This is a genomic window from Vibrio sonorensis, from assembly GCF_001854765.1.
GTDB lineage: Bacteria > Pseudomonadota > Gammaproteobacteria > Enterobacterales > Vibrionaceae > Vibrio > Vibrio sonorensis.
The window spans coordinates 281904-297672 of the sequence record NZ_LJJE01000112.1 but is presented as its reverse complement, the minus strand read 5'-3'; the positions used below and the strand labels follow the sequence as shown (position 1 = coordinate 297672).

At 43.4% G+C, this 15769-nt stretch carries 13 protein-coding genes and 1 pseudogene; 1 reads left to right on the top strand and 13 read right to left on the bottom strand.

Translation table 11 applies throughout. From position 1 onward, the window contains the following. Nucleotides 1-278: 278 nt before the first annotated feature. Together BLO31_RS21285 and BLO31_RS21280 are read right to left on the bottom strand one after the other, a co-directional pair. Nucleotides 279-1943: a DUF6602 domain-containing protein gene (locus tag BLO31_RS21285; protein ID WP_070971617.1), complete on the bottom strand. Its 1665-nt coding sequence runs from the start codon at nucleotides 1941-1943 to the stop codon at nucleotides 279-281. A gap of 416 nt (nucleotides 1944-2359) precedes the next feature. Continuing rightward, entirely contained in the window at nucleotides 2360-4417 is a 2058-nt protein-coding gene (locus BLO31_RS21280) for a TonB-dependent receptor (protein ID WP_070971615.1), read from the bottom strand. A 188-nt stretch (nucleotides 4418-4605) separates the two neighbouring features. On the opposite strand from BLO31_RS21280, the gene fes reads away from it, so the two are divergent. Further along, nucleotides 4606-5934 carry an enterochelin esterase gene (gene fes / locus BLO31_RS21275; RefSeq protein ID WP_070971612.1) on the top strand — a complete coding sequence of 443 codons (1329 nt, stop codon included), beginning with the start codon at nucleotides 4606-4608 and terminating at the stop codon, nucleotides 5932-5934. Nucleotides 5935-6017: 83 nt separating this feature from the next. Here the strand turns inward: fes and BLO31_RS21270 are convergent, their stop codons facing one another. From BLO31_RS21270 to cobJ, 11 genes and pseudogenes are all read right to left on the bottom strand, one after another. Further along, nucleotides 6018-6839 carry an ABC transporter ATP-binding protein gene (locus tag BLO31_RS21270; RefSeq protein WP_245688540.1) on the bottom strand — a complete coding sequence of 274 codons (822 nt, stop codon included), beginning with the start codon at nucleotides 6837-6839 and terminating at the stop codon, nucleotides 6018-6020. Between the two features lie 4 nt (nucleotides 6840-6843). After that, complete coding sequence (gene fepG / locus BLO31_RS21265; protein WP_070971609.1) at nucleotides 6844-7881, bottom strand: iron-enterobactin ABC transporter permease; 1038 nt, start codon at nucleotides 7879-7881, stop codon at nucleotides 6844-6846. Next, entirely contained in the window at nucleotides 7881-8939 is a 1059-nt protein-coding gene (locus BLO31_RS21260) for an iron chelate uptake ABC transporter family permease subunit (RefSeq protein WP_070971607.1), read from the bottom strand. Before BLO31_RS21260 ends, fepG begins: the two co-directional genes overlap by 1 nt. Further along, a complete protein-coding gene (fepB, locus tag BLO31_RS21255) occupies nucleotides 8940-9944 on the bottom strand; it encodes a Fe2+-enterobactin ABC transporter substrate-binding protein (protein ID WP_070971604.1) in 1005 nt (334 codons plus the stop codon). It lies immediately after the preceding gene. A 178-nt stretch (nucleotides 9945-10122) separates the two neighbouring features. Then, nucleotides 10123-10779 (bottom strand): energy-coupling factor ABC transporter ATP-binding protein, encoded by a 657-nt coding sequence (locus BLO31_RS21250; protein ID WP_070971601.1) that lies wholly within the window; start codon nucleotides 10777-10779, stop codon nucleotides 10123-10125. A 14-nt stretch (nucleotides 10780-10793) separates the two neighbouring features. Further along, entirely contained in the window at nucleotides 10794-11534 is a 741-nt protein-coding gene (locus BLO31_RS21245) for an energy-coupling factor transporter transmembrane component T family protein (RefSeq protein ID WP_281182302.1), read from the bottom strand. Between the two features lie 8 nt (nucleotides 11535-11542). Further along, entirely contained in the window at nucleotides 11543-12130 is a 588-nt protein-coding gene (locus BLO31_RS21240) for a carboxypeptidase-like regulatory domain-containing protein (RefSeq protein WP_070971595.1), read from the bottom strand. Between the two features lie 11 nt (nucleotides 12131-12141). Next, nucleotides 12142-12741 carry a cobalt transporter CbiM gene (cbiM, locus tag BLO31_RS21235; protein ID WP_070971592.1) on the bottom strand — a complete coding sequence of 200 codons (600 nt, stop codon included), beginning with the start codon at nucleotides 12739-12741 and terminating at the stop codon, nucleotides 12142-12144. Nucleotides 12742-12811: 70 nt separating this feature from the next. Then, nucleotides 12812-14113 (bottom strand): cobyrinic acid a,c-diamide synthase CobB, encoded by a 1302-nt coding sequence (locus tag BLO31_RS21230; protein ID WP_070971589.1) that lies wholly within the window; start codon nucleotides 14111-14113, stop codon nucleotides 12812-12814. 68 nt (nucleotides 14114-14181) lie between these two features. Beyond that, nucleotides 14182-14955, bottom strand: a complete 774-nt coding sequence (cobM, locus tag BLO31_RS21225) for a precorrin-4 C(11)-methyltransferase (RefSeq protein WP_070971587.1) — start codon at nucleotides 14953-14955, stop codon at nucleotides 14182-14184. Further along, a pseudogene (gene cobJ / locus BLO31_RS21220) lies at nucleotides 14952-15729 on the bottom strand (precorrin-3B C(17)-methyltransferase). The gene cobM and the pseudogene cobJ overlap by 4 nt, the downstream one beginning before the upstream one ends. Nucleotides 15730-15769 lie beyond the last annotated feature (40 nt).

Genomic DNA, 15769 nt, shown 5'->3' with positions numbered 1-15769 from the left:
GTATATTATGTTAAATAAGGTGTGGTTTAATTGAATCCACTACTGTTCATTCCTCTTGTATGTACTTTGTCAGTTAACATAAGTTATTTACCATAAAATATATAATAACCAATATCTTATTCTCATTGAGATAAGTTATTGGTTATTGCGAATCACGCTCTACTAGCCATTTTGACAGATTAAATTATCTAACAAAGGTTGTGCATTTAGACTTAACATTATTTTTCTTTTCAATAAACAAAGAGCCCATTTAGGGCTCTTCACAATTGACTAGGTGGTCACTTGAATAATGATTTAAATGTAGCTTCAAAAACATGATCTTCAAAATCATAACGCTGGTTTTTCGCTTCAAGCTTACATATGCGTTTTATTTCATTTTTTAGATACCCTAGTATATCTTGTGCTTCATCAGTATCCCACTGTTTGAGCGGTATTAACGGTGGCCTGTTGTTCAGTGGCGTGTATGTGTATTCATTTGGGATTTTAGTCGATAGGTATCTACGTATGTCATGAATCACGTTTGAAGCCCAATCATCACTCTCCAGTAGAATACGCGACTTGGTAGATTCTGAGTTCATTAATCGAAAATATTGGTAATTACCCAAGTACGCTTTTCGGTCTTCTTTCGTTATGTGGCCTTGCGCGATAAAGAAACGTCTCATTGCTGCAATGAGGTAGCCGAATGTTGAGACTGAACTGTCAATTGTATTTTTACCCCGCTGGCAGAAAAATCTAACTTGTTTTTCAAAGAACTTGTTTGGCATAAGAGAGCTTTCTTTAGCCCAAAGAAGCTTCTGTGGACAGAAAATAACATCTGGAGCGTAGTCAGAAAAATACTCTTCATTTTCGGTTCCCTCGAAATAATGTGCTTTTTTAAGGTAGCGTTCTGCATGGTTTTCACCAGAAATGAGTAGTTCTGCCGCGTCATTATCTACATCAAGAGAAAGAATACCAAAGAAGATTTTTCCGCGTAGTAGTTGATATGGAGTCAATGAAGGATCCAAGCTTCGGACATGAGGCATAGATCCCTGTTTCAAAGCCATACATCGATCATCAATTATTTCTTTAGCTTTGTCATGTCCAAGCTCTACATGCTGCTTTTTTAGGGTTCGTTTCACTTCAAAAGCAGCTACTACTTGGTCTATAGGTATATAGTCAACGTAAGGTAGGCTACTATGTGAGAAATCCTTACGGGCTATTACTATATCGAACTCAGGTAGTTGTTTGGCATCACCGTGTCCTAGATGTATAGGTTTGTTTGCATGGATATCAAACTGCTCTCCAAAATACTCTGTTATTACTTTTTCAAATCTACACTGCGCTAGCTCTCCTGAGTCCCATTTACCTTTGTTTATGGTTTTTATTTTCCTTTCGCCTGAATGATAGGCGTTATCTAGATCGTTATAGTCTCGCACGAACCTTGTCTCTTCTAGAGAGCAACGAGCCGCTCTGGCAAGCCTTGAGTGAAAATTATCTGTTGGGAAATATTGGTTAACGAAGCGATGTAGTCGAAGATCATGCAACAATCTCTTTCCATCCTTTTGTTCTCTGTTAATTGAGAAAAGAGAAACGAACTCATCTAAGACTGAATTTGTGAAGTCTTTCTTATCGATGTCCTCATCTGCTGCGATTTTTTCGGTTAAGCGCTTACTTACAATGTTATCGAAGGACCCACCCACTGGAGGTCGAATATACTCAATAGCAATGCCCTTTGGTAAACCAAATCTGTTTGAAAACTCACTAAATATATTTTCTAAATATTCAGGTTCTGATGAGTTTTCATGCGAAGACTTCAAACGTTCTGTTGCAAATGAACGTAGAAGAGAAGAAATTGTTTTGTTGGAAGTAATAAGAAGGATATTGCGATCGTTAAACAGATCAACAGAGGCACCGCTTTCAATGATCTCAGCTACCCTCTCGATGTAGGCTTGGTCGTTAGTCATAATATAATCTCTAGTTTGTCTGTGTTTATGCTAAGCGTTGCTTATCCATAAAACAGTTAGTTACTCTTACTTATTATTTAAAAGGTTCGATATTAGGCTAAGGGCAAATTAGCAAAACGTCAAAGATTTTTTATGCATACTGCTTTGTATGTGACCGATAGTTATTGTTGAAATGATTTCGACAGTAAACATAGATCGCGCATCCAGTTCTGGGTTGTTACTTGGCTTATATCTAATGTTTATTTAATTTACTTGTAGGTATTGAAGTCTGAAAAAGCACAATTAGCGTGTTTGAATGGGGTTTCGGATAAAACGATGGACGCCTTTATGTTTGGCTTGTAACGCATTTAAAATGTCATTAGAAGCGTAATTCACACGGCGACCATCGTTGGTGTTATTAGTTTAGATTGCTATTTTTAGAACTTGTAATCAGCAACGATACCAAAGGTACGCGGGCCACCCATTTCAACCAGGTCATGCTTGTAACGGACCACGTAGTCGGAGTCGGTAACGTTTTTGACATAAGCGCGAATGGTCAAATTATCGGTTTCATAACCAGCGTTCAGGTTAAGAATAGTATAGTCCCCTGCTGCTGTACTTTCTGTATTTGGCAAATCTGTATAGTAGTCTGAAGTATGGTTTACGCGAGCACCAAAGAACATTCCTGAATCAAACTGCTGGTTAAACCCAAGCCCCGCAGACAATGATGGTGCGTAGCTAAACTCTTTGCCTTGCAGGTCTGTTTTTGTTCCTTTGGGTGCTTCTGTGATTTCTGTTTTCAGTAAACCGACAAAGGCAAACAGATCTAAGCCATTGTCCATCCAATATTTAGCTTCTACCTCAGTACCGTAGGTCTTTCCTTCAGGAATATTGGTGATATAGCTATCGCGGTGCGAGCCACTGTCTCCTTTCACTGCGGTCTGGAAGTTCTCATAATCGTTGTAGAACAAGTTAGCAGTTAGCCCTAATTTTTTATCTAGCAGTGTTGAACGAGCACTTAGCTCATACGTCCAAACTTCTTCTTGCTCGTAGATAAACACTGACTTTTTGTACTCATTGTATCCCATACTTCCTGCGTTATAACCCTTGCGCACCGTTAAACCCAAAGTAGAGTTGTCAGTAGTTGTGTACGTCAGGCCTACTTTAGGAAGCAGAATTGAGTTAGTTTCGTCTTCTTTGAAATCGATTGGCAAACGCGCATGATCAAAATCGCGTTCTAGTTTATCCCTCTCGTAACGAGCTCCTAGCAGTATGCCCCAAGTTTCATTTAGGTTGATTTTTGAATCAAAATAGATGGCGTTAGTTACAACTTCATCATCTCGTTTCAAAGAATCAGTTTGAGTGTATTGATCTTTTAAGAAGCTACTCGCGCCAAATACTAGGTTGTACTTGTCATCAAGAGAGTTGTAAGAAAGCTTAGCTTCAGTAGAGAAGTTTTTTTCGTCTACATCACCCCACCAATCCACTGTTGGGTAGGCCTTGAATTTCGTGGTGTAGTTACGCTGCGAAAATAGAACGTCTAATACCAGTTCGTTATTGAGTTCAAAAGCCAAGTCTAGGTTGGCGTTCCAGCTCTTAGTGTCTTGATGTCGTGTACCGTTTTCGTCAGTGTAGATGTACTCACCTTTTACATTAGAAAAGTTGGTGTACTGCCCTTCTTCATTGCGGCTTGCCAACGTTAGTTTGGCAGTAAACTTGTCGTTTGCCATAGGTTTAAACAGAAGCTTACCACGCACGTTGTATGACTCTACCTCAGAAGGATCCCAAGGGTATTGGTCATTCTCAAGGGAATAGTCGATCGGAGTGTTGCCCTGTGCCCCCTCAACAGCGATGCGATAAGCCAGTTTGTCTTCTACAATCGGAGCGGAAATAACACCAGCCAAATGATATTTACCATCTTCGTTTTCATAACCGGCGCGAACCTTAGATTCCAATTCGAAGCTTGGATCTTTTGTTTTGATAACGACGGCACCGCCAATACTGTTTCTTCCTTGGTTGGTAGATTGTGGGCCTTTATACACCTCTACTTGCTCTACATCCCAAAGACCTGCCTTACCAAATGCTTCACCAGTCCATGATTCTGACACACCATCCACGGTGGTATTTACACGTGGTGTCGCACCTGTCATATATGATAAGAAGCCATTTGCTGGCCCGCGGCCGTCAATACCGCGAATATGAGCGACGCCTGAAGGGGCGTTCAAAACGTTAGGCACGCGATCAAGCAGCTCGTAGTAAGTACGGTCTTCACCGTTGTCAGTTTGTTCATCAAAAATGGTAACCGAGCTTGTATTTTCAGCGAGTGTGCCCCCCAGCTTCTCACCAATAACAACCACCGTATCAAAGTGTTGCGCTTTTTCATCGCTACTCTCTTGTGCTATGCCAAAGGGACTGGCACACATTGCTCCAATTAAAATAGCGAGTTTAGTCTTCGTTACATGAGATATACTGCATTTATAATCCATGATTTTCATGACTGTAAAAATCCTTTCGAATGATAGGTAAATAGATTATTTTAGGTTTGCAACAAAATGTAATTACTTGCTGCGGCTCACAATATTAGTGATAATGATTATCATTTACAATGATTAAGTGAAATATATTTTATTCAGCAACTGAATTGAAGATTGAAGCAAAAGTAATAATGTAAGCCGGAAAGAGAATGACAGAAGTTGTAAATCAAGCTCATGAGAGCAAGAGTGTTTTTGATATAACCGCCCTTCTAGAAAGGCCTGCCTGTTTAATTGGTGACGATCAATGGTGGGAGTGTATCAAGCGCGAGGGGCTACCCCTGATTGCGTCAAAGTGGGAGGACCATTGCGAGGTCATTTTCCTATGGAGGGGGGATACAGCGCGAAGTGACTCACTGACCAAACAGGTATACATCGACATTATTGGGATTACTGATCATCACAGCTTTGATATGAAAAAGCTTAAGCGCATAGAAGATACAGATGTTTGGTGGTACAAGGTAAATGTGAAAAACGCTTGGCGTTGTGGGTATGCGTTCATCCCCGTACAACAAGATATGGTGCAACCACAGTATTTGGGTTCTTATTCAGAGAAAAAAGAGATGCATCGCCGTTGGCTTAGAAGCATTTTTCCACTTAGTTGCAGCGATCCTTTAAACCCTCTTAGCCTATCAAAATGCCAGTGGAGCGAAACCAAGTCCCCTTTGCATATGCCGGACGCCCTGCCTCAAAAGGAGTGGCAATGTTTTGACGAAGGTTCTGAATCTAGTCATCACACCTTTGATCGTGTATACACATGGGAGAGTGATATTCTTGGACGTTCAAGAAGCGTTTGGCTATATTCGACTTCCTCTTCCCAACAGCAAGCCGAGATACCAACGGTTTTGATACTTGACGGTGGTTTTTGGTGTCAAGAGATGCCATTGTTTGATGCTCTACAAAAAGCAACAGACAGTGGTGTGTTGCCCGCGTCAAATTACGTGTTTATTGATGAAGTAAATTTAGAGCAGAGGAAGCTTGATCTCGGTTGTAGTGCCGATTTTTGGCAAGCAATTAGTCAGGAGTTACTCCCTACCCTAGCCCGTCAGTTCAAATTCAGTCTTGAACCAGCCCATACTGCGGTAGTGGGCCAAAGCTTAGGTGGATTGTCAGCAATGTATGCTGTACTCAATTGGCCAGAGAATTTTGGTGCTGCAGTGTGTCAATCTGGCTCATTTTGGTGGCCCGACTTTTCAATTGTTAAGCCACCAAGCGAGTATTCACCACCTAAGTGTAAAACACTGTTAAGTGAAATGAGTAAAGATTTAGCTTCTGGCCTCGGTTCTAACGTAAGCTTAAATTTGTTTATGGAAGTTGGCAGCGGCGAAGATATTATGATTGATCTGAGTAATGATATCGCAATGCAACTATCGCAACAGCAGAACCACAACCTGCAGTACAGAATTTTCGATGGTGGCCATGATAGGTTGTGTTGGCGAGGAGGCATCATTGATGGCTTATCGCATGTGTTAAAGCGTTAATGGAGAATACAATCGAATATTTAACATCAGGCTTAGTGTATCACTAAGCCTGTTTACATCAGTGTGATCAAATTCTGACGAACCTACTCGGACTGAGGTTCGGGCACTATCATGGGCGTTTTAGTCAAAGGATCATCAACAACAATGCAATCTAATCCGTAAACCTCTTTAATGAGAGACTTCGATACCGTGTTCTTTGGAGTCCCTTCTGCAATAACCTTTCCGGACTTCATAACCACTAAGTGATCGGCGTAGCGACAGGCATGATTTAAGTCATGCAATACTGCAACAACAGTCCGCGCTTCTTTTTGATTGAGTCGTTTAAACAGTTCTAATAGTTCGATTTGGTGAGAAATGTCCAAATACGTCGTTGGTTCATCGAGTAACAGATAAGGTGTTTCCTGAGCCAAAACCATTGCTACCCACACGCGCTGCCTTTGCCCACCAGACAAAGATTCAACCGTCTTGTCTAACAGAGGTTCAATTTGAGTCGCACTAACGGCGTTCGATACTGCTGTTTCGTCTTGCTGAGTCCACCTACGTAAAAACGTTTGATGAGGGAATCGGCCTCTCGCAACAAGGTCGTAAACCGTAATACCACTGGGTGCAATAGCCGATTGAGGTAAGAGGCCAAGCTGCTTAGCTAACGATCTTCTGGAATAGGATTCGAGATCTTTATCATCAAAAGTGATACAGCCTTCACTTGGCGTTAGCAGTCTACTCAATCCCCTCAATAGAGTTGATTTTCCACACCCGTTTGGACCGATAATCACGGTAAACTTTGCATCAGGGATATCGATTGATAGCGACTGAGTGATTAACGTGCCTTGGTAGCCGAGCGTGATATTCTTGGCTTTTAAACGGCTAACGTTGTTGGTTGTTTTTAGGTGTATAGATTCGTTCAAAGCACTATCTTCCGGATTGTCTGATCAAAAGGTAAATAAGATAAACGCCGCCAATACTTATGGTAACAATACCAACTGGGAGTTGGTTAGGTGCAAACAGGTTTGCTGCCGTAAAGTCTGCCAAGATCAACAAAGTAGCGCCCATTAAGGCAGAAGGAACAAGGGCGACGCCCCCCTCTTTAGTTACTGCTTTTGCTAATTGAGGGGCGACAAGAGCGATAAAGGATATTGGACCAGCTGTTGCTGTGACGGCGGCCGTTAGGACGACGCCACAAAACATGGCCAATTGACGTGTTCTTTCACTATCAATCCCCAACACATTGGCACTATCGTCCCCCATTTCGAGAATGTTCATGTTTCTGGTTAAATATGCGGTCGCAATTAGCGCGAAGAAAATGAAGGAAAACGATGGTATGACTTTATCCCAGCTCATACCATTGAGAGAGCCGGAGCCCCATACTGCTGCAGTCATTGCACTCTCAAGGCTGCTGGTGATCATAAGCCAAGTATTAAATGCACTTAACATAGCACTAATACCAATACCAATGATGATCAGCCTAAAGCCTTTCACACCTTGCTTAAATGCCAGAAGATAAACAGCGGCCGCGCTTATAATGCCACCAGCTATCGCTCCAAGTGCGATTTGGATGTAGTTCCCGCCAAGCACAATTATCACAAGTAGCGCACCAGTGTAAGCGCCCGTATTAAAGCCAATAATGTCTGGGCTACCCAACGGATTTCTAATTAGGGACTGAAACAGGGCTCCACTTACCCCGAGAGCGGCGCCAAACACGAGAGAGGCAGTTAACCTTGGCAACCTCCATTCGACAACAACGGCTCTAATAAACTTATCCCCACCACCAAATACGATCTCATGCAATTCAGAAAAAGAGGTTTTAAGTTGTCCCGTCACAAGCGCGAACGTGGCGATAACGAACGCCGTTAACGTCAAAAGCAAACACCACTTAAGGCTGCGTTTGGGAACAAGTATGTTTAGCCGTCCACTTTGTTGGCCTAGTAAGTAATAATTAGAGGGTTTCATTATAGCTTGCCAAAAGAAGTCACTTTTCGAGCTAGGAAAATAAGAACAGGTGCGCCCACGAATGCTGTTACCACCGATACGCGTACTTCATTAGTTGCGATAACTCTGCCCAACATATCGGCACTTACTAATAGTAAGGGCCCCAATACTATTGAGTAAGCAGTAAGCCAAAACTGATTGGGGCCGGAAAGACGTCGAGCGACATGAGGAATCATCAATCCAACAAATCCAATTGGGCCAGCTATTGCAGTTGCGCTACCACATAATAAAGCAATGGTAATCAGCGCCAAGGTTTGGATGAGCGTTACATTTGTGCCTAAGCCTTGAGCAATCTCGTCACCGAAAGAAAGGTTGTCTATTGCAGGAGCGATGAAAACAGCGAGCGTCAAGCTTATTGCTATAGGGAGCAGTGCTGCTACTGGTAGTGACAAATCACGCACGTCTAACGAACCAGCATCCCAAAATCGCATTTGGTCGAAGGCCGCCGAGCTGGTTAGAGTGATCGCAGAAGAGATTCCGGCCAAAAGTGCCCCCAAAGCGACGCCTGCTAAAGTAATCTTAAGTGGGTTTACTTTTACTTCGCGATAAGTGCCGACGAAGTAAACAAAGAGACTTGTTAACAACGCTCCACCAAATGCAAACCACAAATGATCCCCCATAGTTTGATTGCTAAATAGGACCACACCAAGTAATACAAAAAAACTGGCGCCGGAATTGACACCAAGTATGCCCGGATCCGCTAATGGGTTGCGAGTTAAGGCTTGGATAAGAGTCCCGGCAACCGCTAACGAAGCCCCTGCTAAAATCCCTGTAATTGTCCTTGGTAGGCGGCTTTGCCATATGATCATACTGTCAGTGCTTTGAGTCTCGCCAGCAAGGATCTGGATAACCGCAGTTGGAGAAATAGGTTTTGCGCCCACAAATAGGCTCATTGCAGATATCAGTAATAGAGCGACTACCAAAGCAAAGAGAATAGCAAGTCGCTGGTGAAATCGCGCAGAACTCCTAAACTGAATGGTTGTCTGCCTATTTACTGAGTCCACATACTGGTCTTTCATCTAGTCACGTTTTCCAAAGGTTGAATCCAGTGTGTCTAGCAGGTTCATGGAGCTATAATAATCGAGTCTGAACGTGTCGTTACCCATTGCAAAAACCTGGTTCCCTTTCACTGGGTCTAAATGGGAGATAAACTTATTTTTTTTAACTTGCTCTACACTTTGTTCGTTTGCGGCAAACAGCAAAATACTTTGACCTGTAATAGCGTCGGCAAATCGTTCGCCGTTGACTGGAAAAATATCTTTTCTTTGGCCCATTATCGGGTTGTCTTTAAGATCTTCTGGAAGTTCACTCAACTCAAAGCCGAGAGAAGTTAATATCTTGCCTTGTGCTGACTCATTGGTCCAAAAGTTGCCCCCCCGCCCGTCTCCGTAATACGCCAAAGCTGACGTAGGCTGCGGTGGCAATTCTATTTGCTCTTTGACAAGGGAGAGGCGGTGTTCGAAATCTTCTATCACCTCATTGGCACGATCTTCACGGCCAGTAATTTGGGCTAGTACACCAGCCAACTCTTGCCAACTTTTGTCGTCATAGTTGATAACGATCGTTGGGGCGATGGTTGAGAACTGTTTATACAGTTTTAATGCTGAGTCGCCACCAGTAGCGGAAACGAGGATAAGATCTGGCTTTTGCTTGGCTACAGTTTCTGCATTAGCTTCACCTTGATAAAGGGATATCACGTTTCTTTCGGACGCTATATCACTCCACTGACGGAAAAAGCCAATATCATCAGCCACTTTGGTGTTGGTACGAGCGGCACCGGAAGCGATCAGTGGTGCGTCAATTGCGAGCAGAGTGCCTGTCAGGGTAACACTGGTCGATACAATTCGAGTTGGCGGTTGATCAAGGGTGGTTTCACCGTAGCTATCAACGATGTACTTTGGCCATCCATCTGATATGGTCAATTGGTTTTCGGTTTTATTTGGCGGCGATTCCTCACTACAGCCAATAAGTAGAATTAAACAGGCCAATCCCAAAATTTTGTTCAGTTTAGAAAGACTTAGCATAGGTTACTCCTCCACCGATGAAAGCGAGAGGATACCTTAAATGATAATGGTTATCATTATAAAATGGTGGATATCTTTCAAAACAATCGTGACACGATAAGATCTTTTGTGGCATCCCTTTTTCAGTCGGTTGGCTGCGCGAAGTTGATTCAAACCCATTCGACTTATGACCTGTGATTTATAGTTGCAGTGTTAAACGCCCATCAAGTAACTGGTATTCCGTGTTTGTTAGTGTTTTTCGTAAATGAACATCGTGACTCACTAAAATTAATGGCAAATTTAATGCGCTAATAATATCGATAAAACGTTGGTAATTTTTGTTGTCTAGTCCATTAGTCGGTTCGTCGAGAAGCAATACGTCAGGCTTCATAACCAGTATTGTGGCAAGAGAAACCAGCTTTTTCTCACCCCCAGATAACCGATAGCTCGTTTGATTGGCAAGATGTTTTATACCCAGTTGTTGCAAGGTATCTAAAGCCAAATTTTCTGCTTCTGTTTGCGAATACCCCTGATTAATTGGCCCAAAGCAAATGTCTTCAATAACGGTAGGACAAAACAGTTGGTCGTCAGAATCTTGGAAAAGATAGCCAATACGCGGTCTAAACTCCGAGAACTCCTTTTCAGACATGCAGGAATTGCCAAACAGTTTAATCTCACCAGTCACACCTTCTAACAATCCAAGGATCATTTGCAACAGCGTGCTTTTACCGGAACCGTTGCTTCCAGTAATCGCAATTCTTTGCTGGTCTGATAAGGAAAAATTCAGCTGCTGTGCGCAAATTAACCCATTCGGTCTGTGAAAAGAAACACCATTAAGTTCGATAAGGTAATTCATAGGTTGTTCCACGTTTAAAATCTAAATCCCGGAAGTAAATAAAAGACATCAGCAATGACGATCAGTAGTGAAGTGGCAATCACAATTTTAGAGCGCCTATCAAGAAGCTTGCTATGGTCTTGTTTTACTTGTGAAAATTTTCCTTGAAAACCTCGACACTTCATCGCCAGCCAAATTTGGTCTGCTCGTGCCAATGCTCTTACAAACAGTGTCCCAAACAGGTAGCCATAACTTTTCCAAGTATGTAGCGTTGGCCCTTTGCCAAAACCTATGGCTCTCAAAGCCAATTTAAGTCTGAACAGCTCTTGCTGCATAACCGAGATGTAGCGAACCGTAAACTGTAGTAAAACAATAAAACGACTTGAAAACTTTAGTCGCTGTAAGGCTCGCGCTAGCTGAATATCATTCATACCCGCTAACAGAGTTAATGTGATAGAAACCGATAACGTGGACTTAATCAGCACTTCAAGCGCTTTTATTAGCCCTTCTTGTGAAAGCTCAAACCAACCAACTATCAGCGTAGCACCACCAGTGAAAGAAAATGGCAAAGGCAATATGGTTAAAATGATTAAGCTGTCGATTAAAAGAAGTCTACGAATGCCCTCTTTTACACTCACATCGCTCAATTGCCATAGCAGTATCACTATCAAGCCAAAACCTGCGAAGGCGTACAAAGACTTTGAAACGATAAGACAAAGTATTATTGCTAGTGCCAATAGTATTCGTGTGTGGGGAGGTATTGCTGCCCTATTCACGTGTTCGCTTAAGACGGCTTGCAAGCTGATTTCCTTTGTCTGTAAAGGACAAACAAGCCAAAAACGCCAAACACATACCCTATTCCACCAAGAATATCGTGCATTCTCGTCTTGGATTCGTAACGTTCAATTTGCTCCCGCAGTGGTCGTATTGCTTTGGCAATTTCGGTTCGCATTTGCTGTAGGTTGACATCGTTGCTGAGAGGCTGCGCTGTATGGGTGGGTTTTGAGGTCAGCTCACCTTCGGTAGTATCGGGTTGTGCTTGTGGGAACTCATGCCTTTTCAAATCGTACGTCGCGACGTGGCCCTGTCCGGCATCTGCTCTCACTAAATAATCTGAAGGCTTAACAGATTGAAAAATAAAAATCCCCTCCTCGTCTGATTTCGCGGTAGCGATGACTTCCCCATCAAAATAAAGTTCAACGGAGGCATTTTTTGCTGCGGGATTACCACCACCGACAAAATAGAGTTCACCCTCTAGCCCATCCCCCTCAACATATACAGACATGCGCAAGTTGTGGGCATTGACAGAAAAACTTGATAACAGCGTAATAAGCAGCAGCGACAAGAGTTTAACTAAGTATATTGGTTTCATTTTTTATGTTCCTATTGTGCTTGCGGAGCCAAGGCTTCAGGTCGAAGTTTGATTAACAGGCTGAAAAGATAGGCACATATAAAGCCTTCAACCAATGCCAAAGGTAAGTGGGCAGCAATGACCAGTGATGCGCTGTTAATAAACACATCACCAGACAGTGTAAGTGATATAGCAACGAGTAAACTGGTTAAGAAGACCGCGCTAAACCCACTGAGAAAGCCAACTACCTTCGGAGACCATTTATTCATATAGGGTTTCAAAACAACACCGACTAAAACCGCTGGCAGAGCAATATTGACCGCGTTGACACCTAGAACGATGATTCCTCCAAACCCGAAGAAAACGGCTTGTAAAATAAGCCCTATTAAGACGATTGGAAACGTACTCCGACCGAGTAATAAGCCAATCAGTCCGTTAAAGATCAAATGCACACTCGATGGACCAATGGGCACGTGAATCAAAGACGCGACAAAAAAGCACGACGCTAATACGGCGGCCTGAGGGATTTTACTATCACTTAACTGTTTTAATCCTAAGTAGCAACCCACGACAGCAATACTGGCATTGACTGCTAAAACGGGAAGACTTAGTACCCCATCAACTATATGCATGTTATCTACTCATATTTTGGAATTTTACGCGCTGTAACCATGGTGTTTCCTTGACAAAATGACTTGCTAATTAGCTAAGTTCGCCCTTGAAAATCTTGTTGACTAATTCAGGGTTAAACGGGAAGTACCAATGCACATAAGAAGCCACTACTTTGTTTTTTACCCACACCGGATCCATCTCTTTCCCTCGTTGAGACAAGGGACGGTTAAACTCGAACTCTTTAGAATCGGTACTTGAATAATGAAACGTGTGACCGCGTAACGTAGAGTGTGTTAAAAGTTGGCTTTCAACCAACCCCAGTGCTTTTAATCGCGGTTCCATTTTAGAAACGCCACCGAGCACCGAGCAGAGTTGTACCGTTTTGCCATTGAGGTCGGTGAGGCTTTGGTTTAAATAGAGCATGCCTCCACATTCGGCGAGGATCGGTTTATCTCCCAGAGCGTGCTCCCGAATTTGCGCCATTAAAGAGTGGTTTTGTTCTAGCTCATCAAGATAAAGCTCGGGATAGCCACCAGGAAGGTACAATGCATCACAAGCGGGTAAGCTATCTCCGGCAATGGGAGAGAAAAATTCGATTTGCGCACCAAGACTTTCAAGGAGTTCAATATTGGCCTGATAGATAAAGCTAAATGCTTTATCTTTGGCGACGGCAATTCGATGGCCTTTTAGCCCTTTCTCAAAATGAGTTTGCTCAACAAATTCAAAAGTAACTGGTGGCGGTAGTTGAATATCACTATGGCTAGCTAATAAACTCGCGGCTTGATCTAATCTTTGCTCAATATCCTCTAACTCTTGGGCTTGCACTAAACCTAGATGCCTTTCCGGTAGCGACATATCCATATCTTTTGGCAGATAACCAAAGTACTTTAGTGTATTGGGCAAAGACGTTTCTAGCATTGCAGAGTGCCCAGTGGAAGCAACGTAATTAGCGAAGACACCATACATCTGGATGTCGTCTCTGTAGGTTGCGAGTCCATGAGCCAAAGCGCCAAATGTTTGCGCCATCTTTCCAGCGTCGATGACTGCCAAAACTGGAATTCCAAGTGTGGCAGCGATATCAGCGCTAGAGCACTGACCATCAAACATTCCCATTACCCCTTCAATTAGGATCAGATCCGCGTCTTGAGCGGCCTCCCAAATCAAGCGTTTACAGTGCTGTTCTCCACACATCCAAAAATCAATTTGATAGACGGGCTCCTTCGACGCCATAGCCAAAAACGACGGGTCGATAAAATCAGGGCCTGTTTTAAACACCCGCACCTTCTTACCAAGATTAGTGAAGTGGCGAGCAATCGCTGCGACGACTGTCGTTTTACCACTACCTGAGCTCGGTGCTGCAACGACGAGCGCGGGGCAACTTATCGGTTCCATTTCAGTTCCTTACTTTGTATGCGCACAGCTATCAGCACCTCATCCAAACCTTGTTTGAGCTGCTATTTTTAATCACTTGAGTCGACGACCTTGGCTTTCCTACACGCGTGAGAAAACGTTGGGTCGTATAGTTTTGAATCGACAAAATCGTCTATCGCAAAAACTTTGCTGACAATAATCATTGCTGTAGAGCGGATGTTGGCCTTGTGCATCTCGTGGGCAATGTTTTCAAGGGTACTTCGAATGATGCGCTGTTCGGGATGAGAAGCCTTTTCCACCACACATACCGGCCAATGAGGTGGGTATACTTCACTCAGTTCTCTCACTACTTTCCTAATCAAAGTAGCGCTAAGAAACAGACAAAGGGTGGCCTCGTGCTGCGCTAATGATTTTAGATTTTCCTTCTCGGGCACGGGCGTTCGCCCTGAAGCCCTTGAAAGAATAATGGTCTGACACTCTTCCGGTAGTGTTAGCTCTTGACCTAATGCAGCGGCAGAAGCTTGAAAAGAAGAGACGCCAGGGATCACTTTCCAGTCGATTCCCAACTCATTTAATCTTCTGGTTTGCTCGGCTAACGAGGAATAAATAGATAAGTCACCAGTTTGAACCCGAGCGACATCCTGCCCTTTTTTATGAGCATCGGTGTAGACCTTGGTGATTTCGTCCAGATCCATACTAGCGGAGTCGAATACTTGCGCGTCTGGGTGGGCGCGTTCAATCACAGCTTTTGGAACCAAACTACCGGCGTATAATACTACGGGACACGACTCTACCAATTTAGCTCCCTTTACGGTGATCAGATCAGGATCACCCGGTCCTGCCCCTATAAAATAAACGGTCACACGCTCTCCTTGCTCAAATCGTTGTGAGCTTGTGTGTTAAGTGAACGCCCCGGAATCTGCCCTTCTTTGGTCGTGCCATCTTCTAGAGAGTACTTATTTTTGTAGCCTCGCGGTGTCACTATCCAATCATTAAATCGGTAGCTACTTTCGTTACCAACAATTACCGCCGAGTTCATGCCAAACTCAAGAGAGGTAAATTCTTCCAAAGTAGACAGCTCAACCCGTTGCTCGTCGCGATATGCTGCGTTAACGACAGCAACTGGAGTGTCTTTCGGTCGATGCTTTAGCAAGATTTTCTGAGCATCTAAAATATGGCTCTGTCTTTTCTTTGAGCGAGGGTTGTAGAAGGTAATAGCGAAATCAGCCGCGGCGGCGGCTTCGATGCGGCGAACAATAACTTCCCAAGGTGTTAACAAATCAGAGAGAGAAATCGTACAGCTATCATGGCCCAAAGGTGCACCAACGAGTGATGCACAAGAGTTAGCCGCAGTAATGCCCGGAACAATTTCTACTTCAATTTGGTGTTGGCTGGTCGCTAACAGTTCAAAGATCAGAGGCGCCATGGCATAGACACCAGCATCACCAGAACAGACTAAAGCGACGTTCTTTCCTTCTTGTACGTGTTTGATTGCCGAATCTGCTTTGCCATTCCTTGGTCATTCCAGTTCTTACTAGAGTCTGACTGTGAATTAGAGATTCTATGAGCTTTACGTACGGTCCGTAGCCCACCACGATATCAACGTTTTGAATGACCTGTTGAGAGCGCACTGACATCAAGTCAAGACTACCCGGCCCCAATCCAACGAGGTATAGC

Excerpts from the sequence above, each read along its gene's own strand:
- BLO31_RS21285 (WP_070971617.1), bottom strand. The coding sequence starts at position 1,943 with ATGACTAACGACCAAGCCTACATCGAGAGGGTAGCTGAGATCATTGAA.
- BLO31_RS21280 (WP_070971615.1), bottom strand. The coding sequence starts at position 4,417 with ATGAAAATCATGGATTATAAATGCAGTATATCTCATGTAACGAAGACT.
- fes (WP_070971612.1), top strand. The coding sequence starts at position 4,606 with ATGACAGAAGTTGTAAATCAAGCTCATGAGAGCAAGAGTGTTTTTGAT.
- fepG (WP_070971609.1), bottom strand. The coding sequence starts at position 7,881 with ATGAAACCCTCTAATTATTACTTACTAGGCCAACAAAGTGGACGGCTA.
- BLO31_RS21260 (WP_070971607.1), bottom strand. The coding sequence starts at position 8,939 with ATGAAAGACCAGTATGTGGACTCAGTAAATAGGCAGACAACCATTCAG.
- fepB (WP_070971604.1), bottom strand. The coding sequence starts at position 9,944 with ATGCTAAGTCTTTCTAAACTGAACAAAATTTTGGGATTGGCCTGTTTA.
- BLO31_RS21250 (WP_070971601.1), bottom strand. The coding sequence starts at position 10,779 with ATGAATTACCTTATCGAACTTAATGGTGTTTCTTTTCACAGACCGAAT.
- BLO31_RS21240 (WP_070971595.1), bottom strand. The coding sequence starts at position 12,130 with ATGAAACCAATATACTTAGTTAAACTCTTGTCGCTGCTGCTTATTACG.
- cbiM (WP_070971592.1), bottom strand. The coding sequence starts at position 12,741 with ATGCATATAGTTGATGGGGTACTAAGTCTTCCCGTTTTAGCAGTCAAT.
- BLO31_RS21230 (WP_070971589.1), bottom strand. The coding sequence starts at position 14,113 with ATGGAACCGATAAGTTGCCCCGCGCTCGTCGTTGCAGCACCGAGCTCA.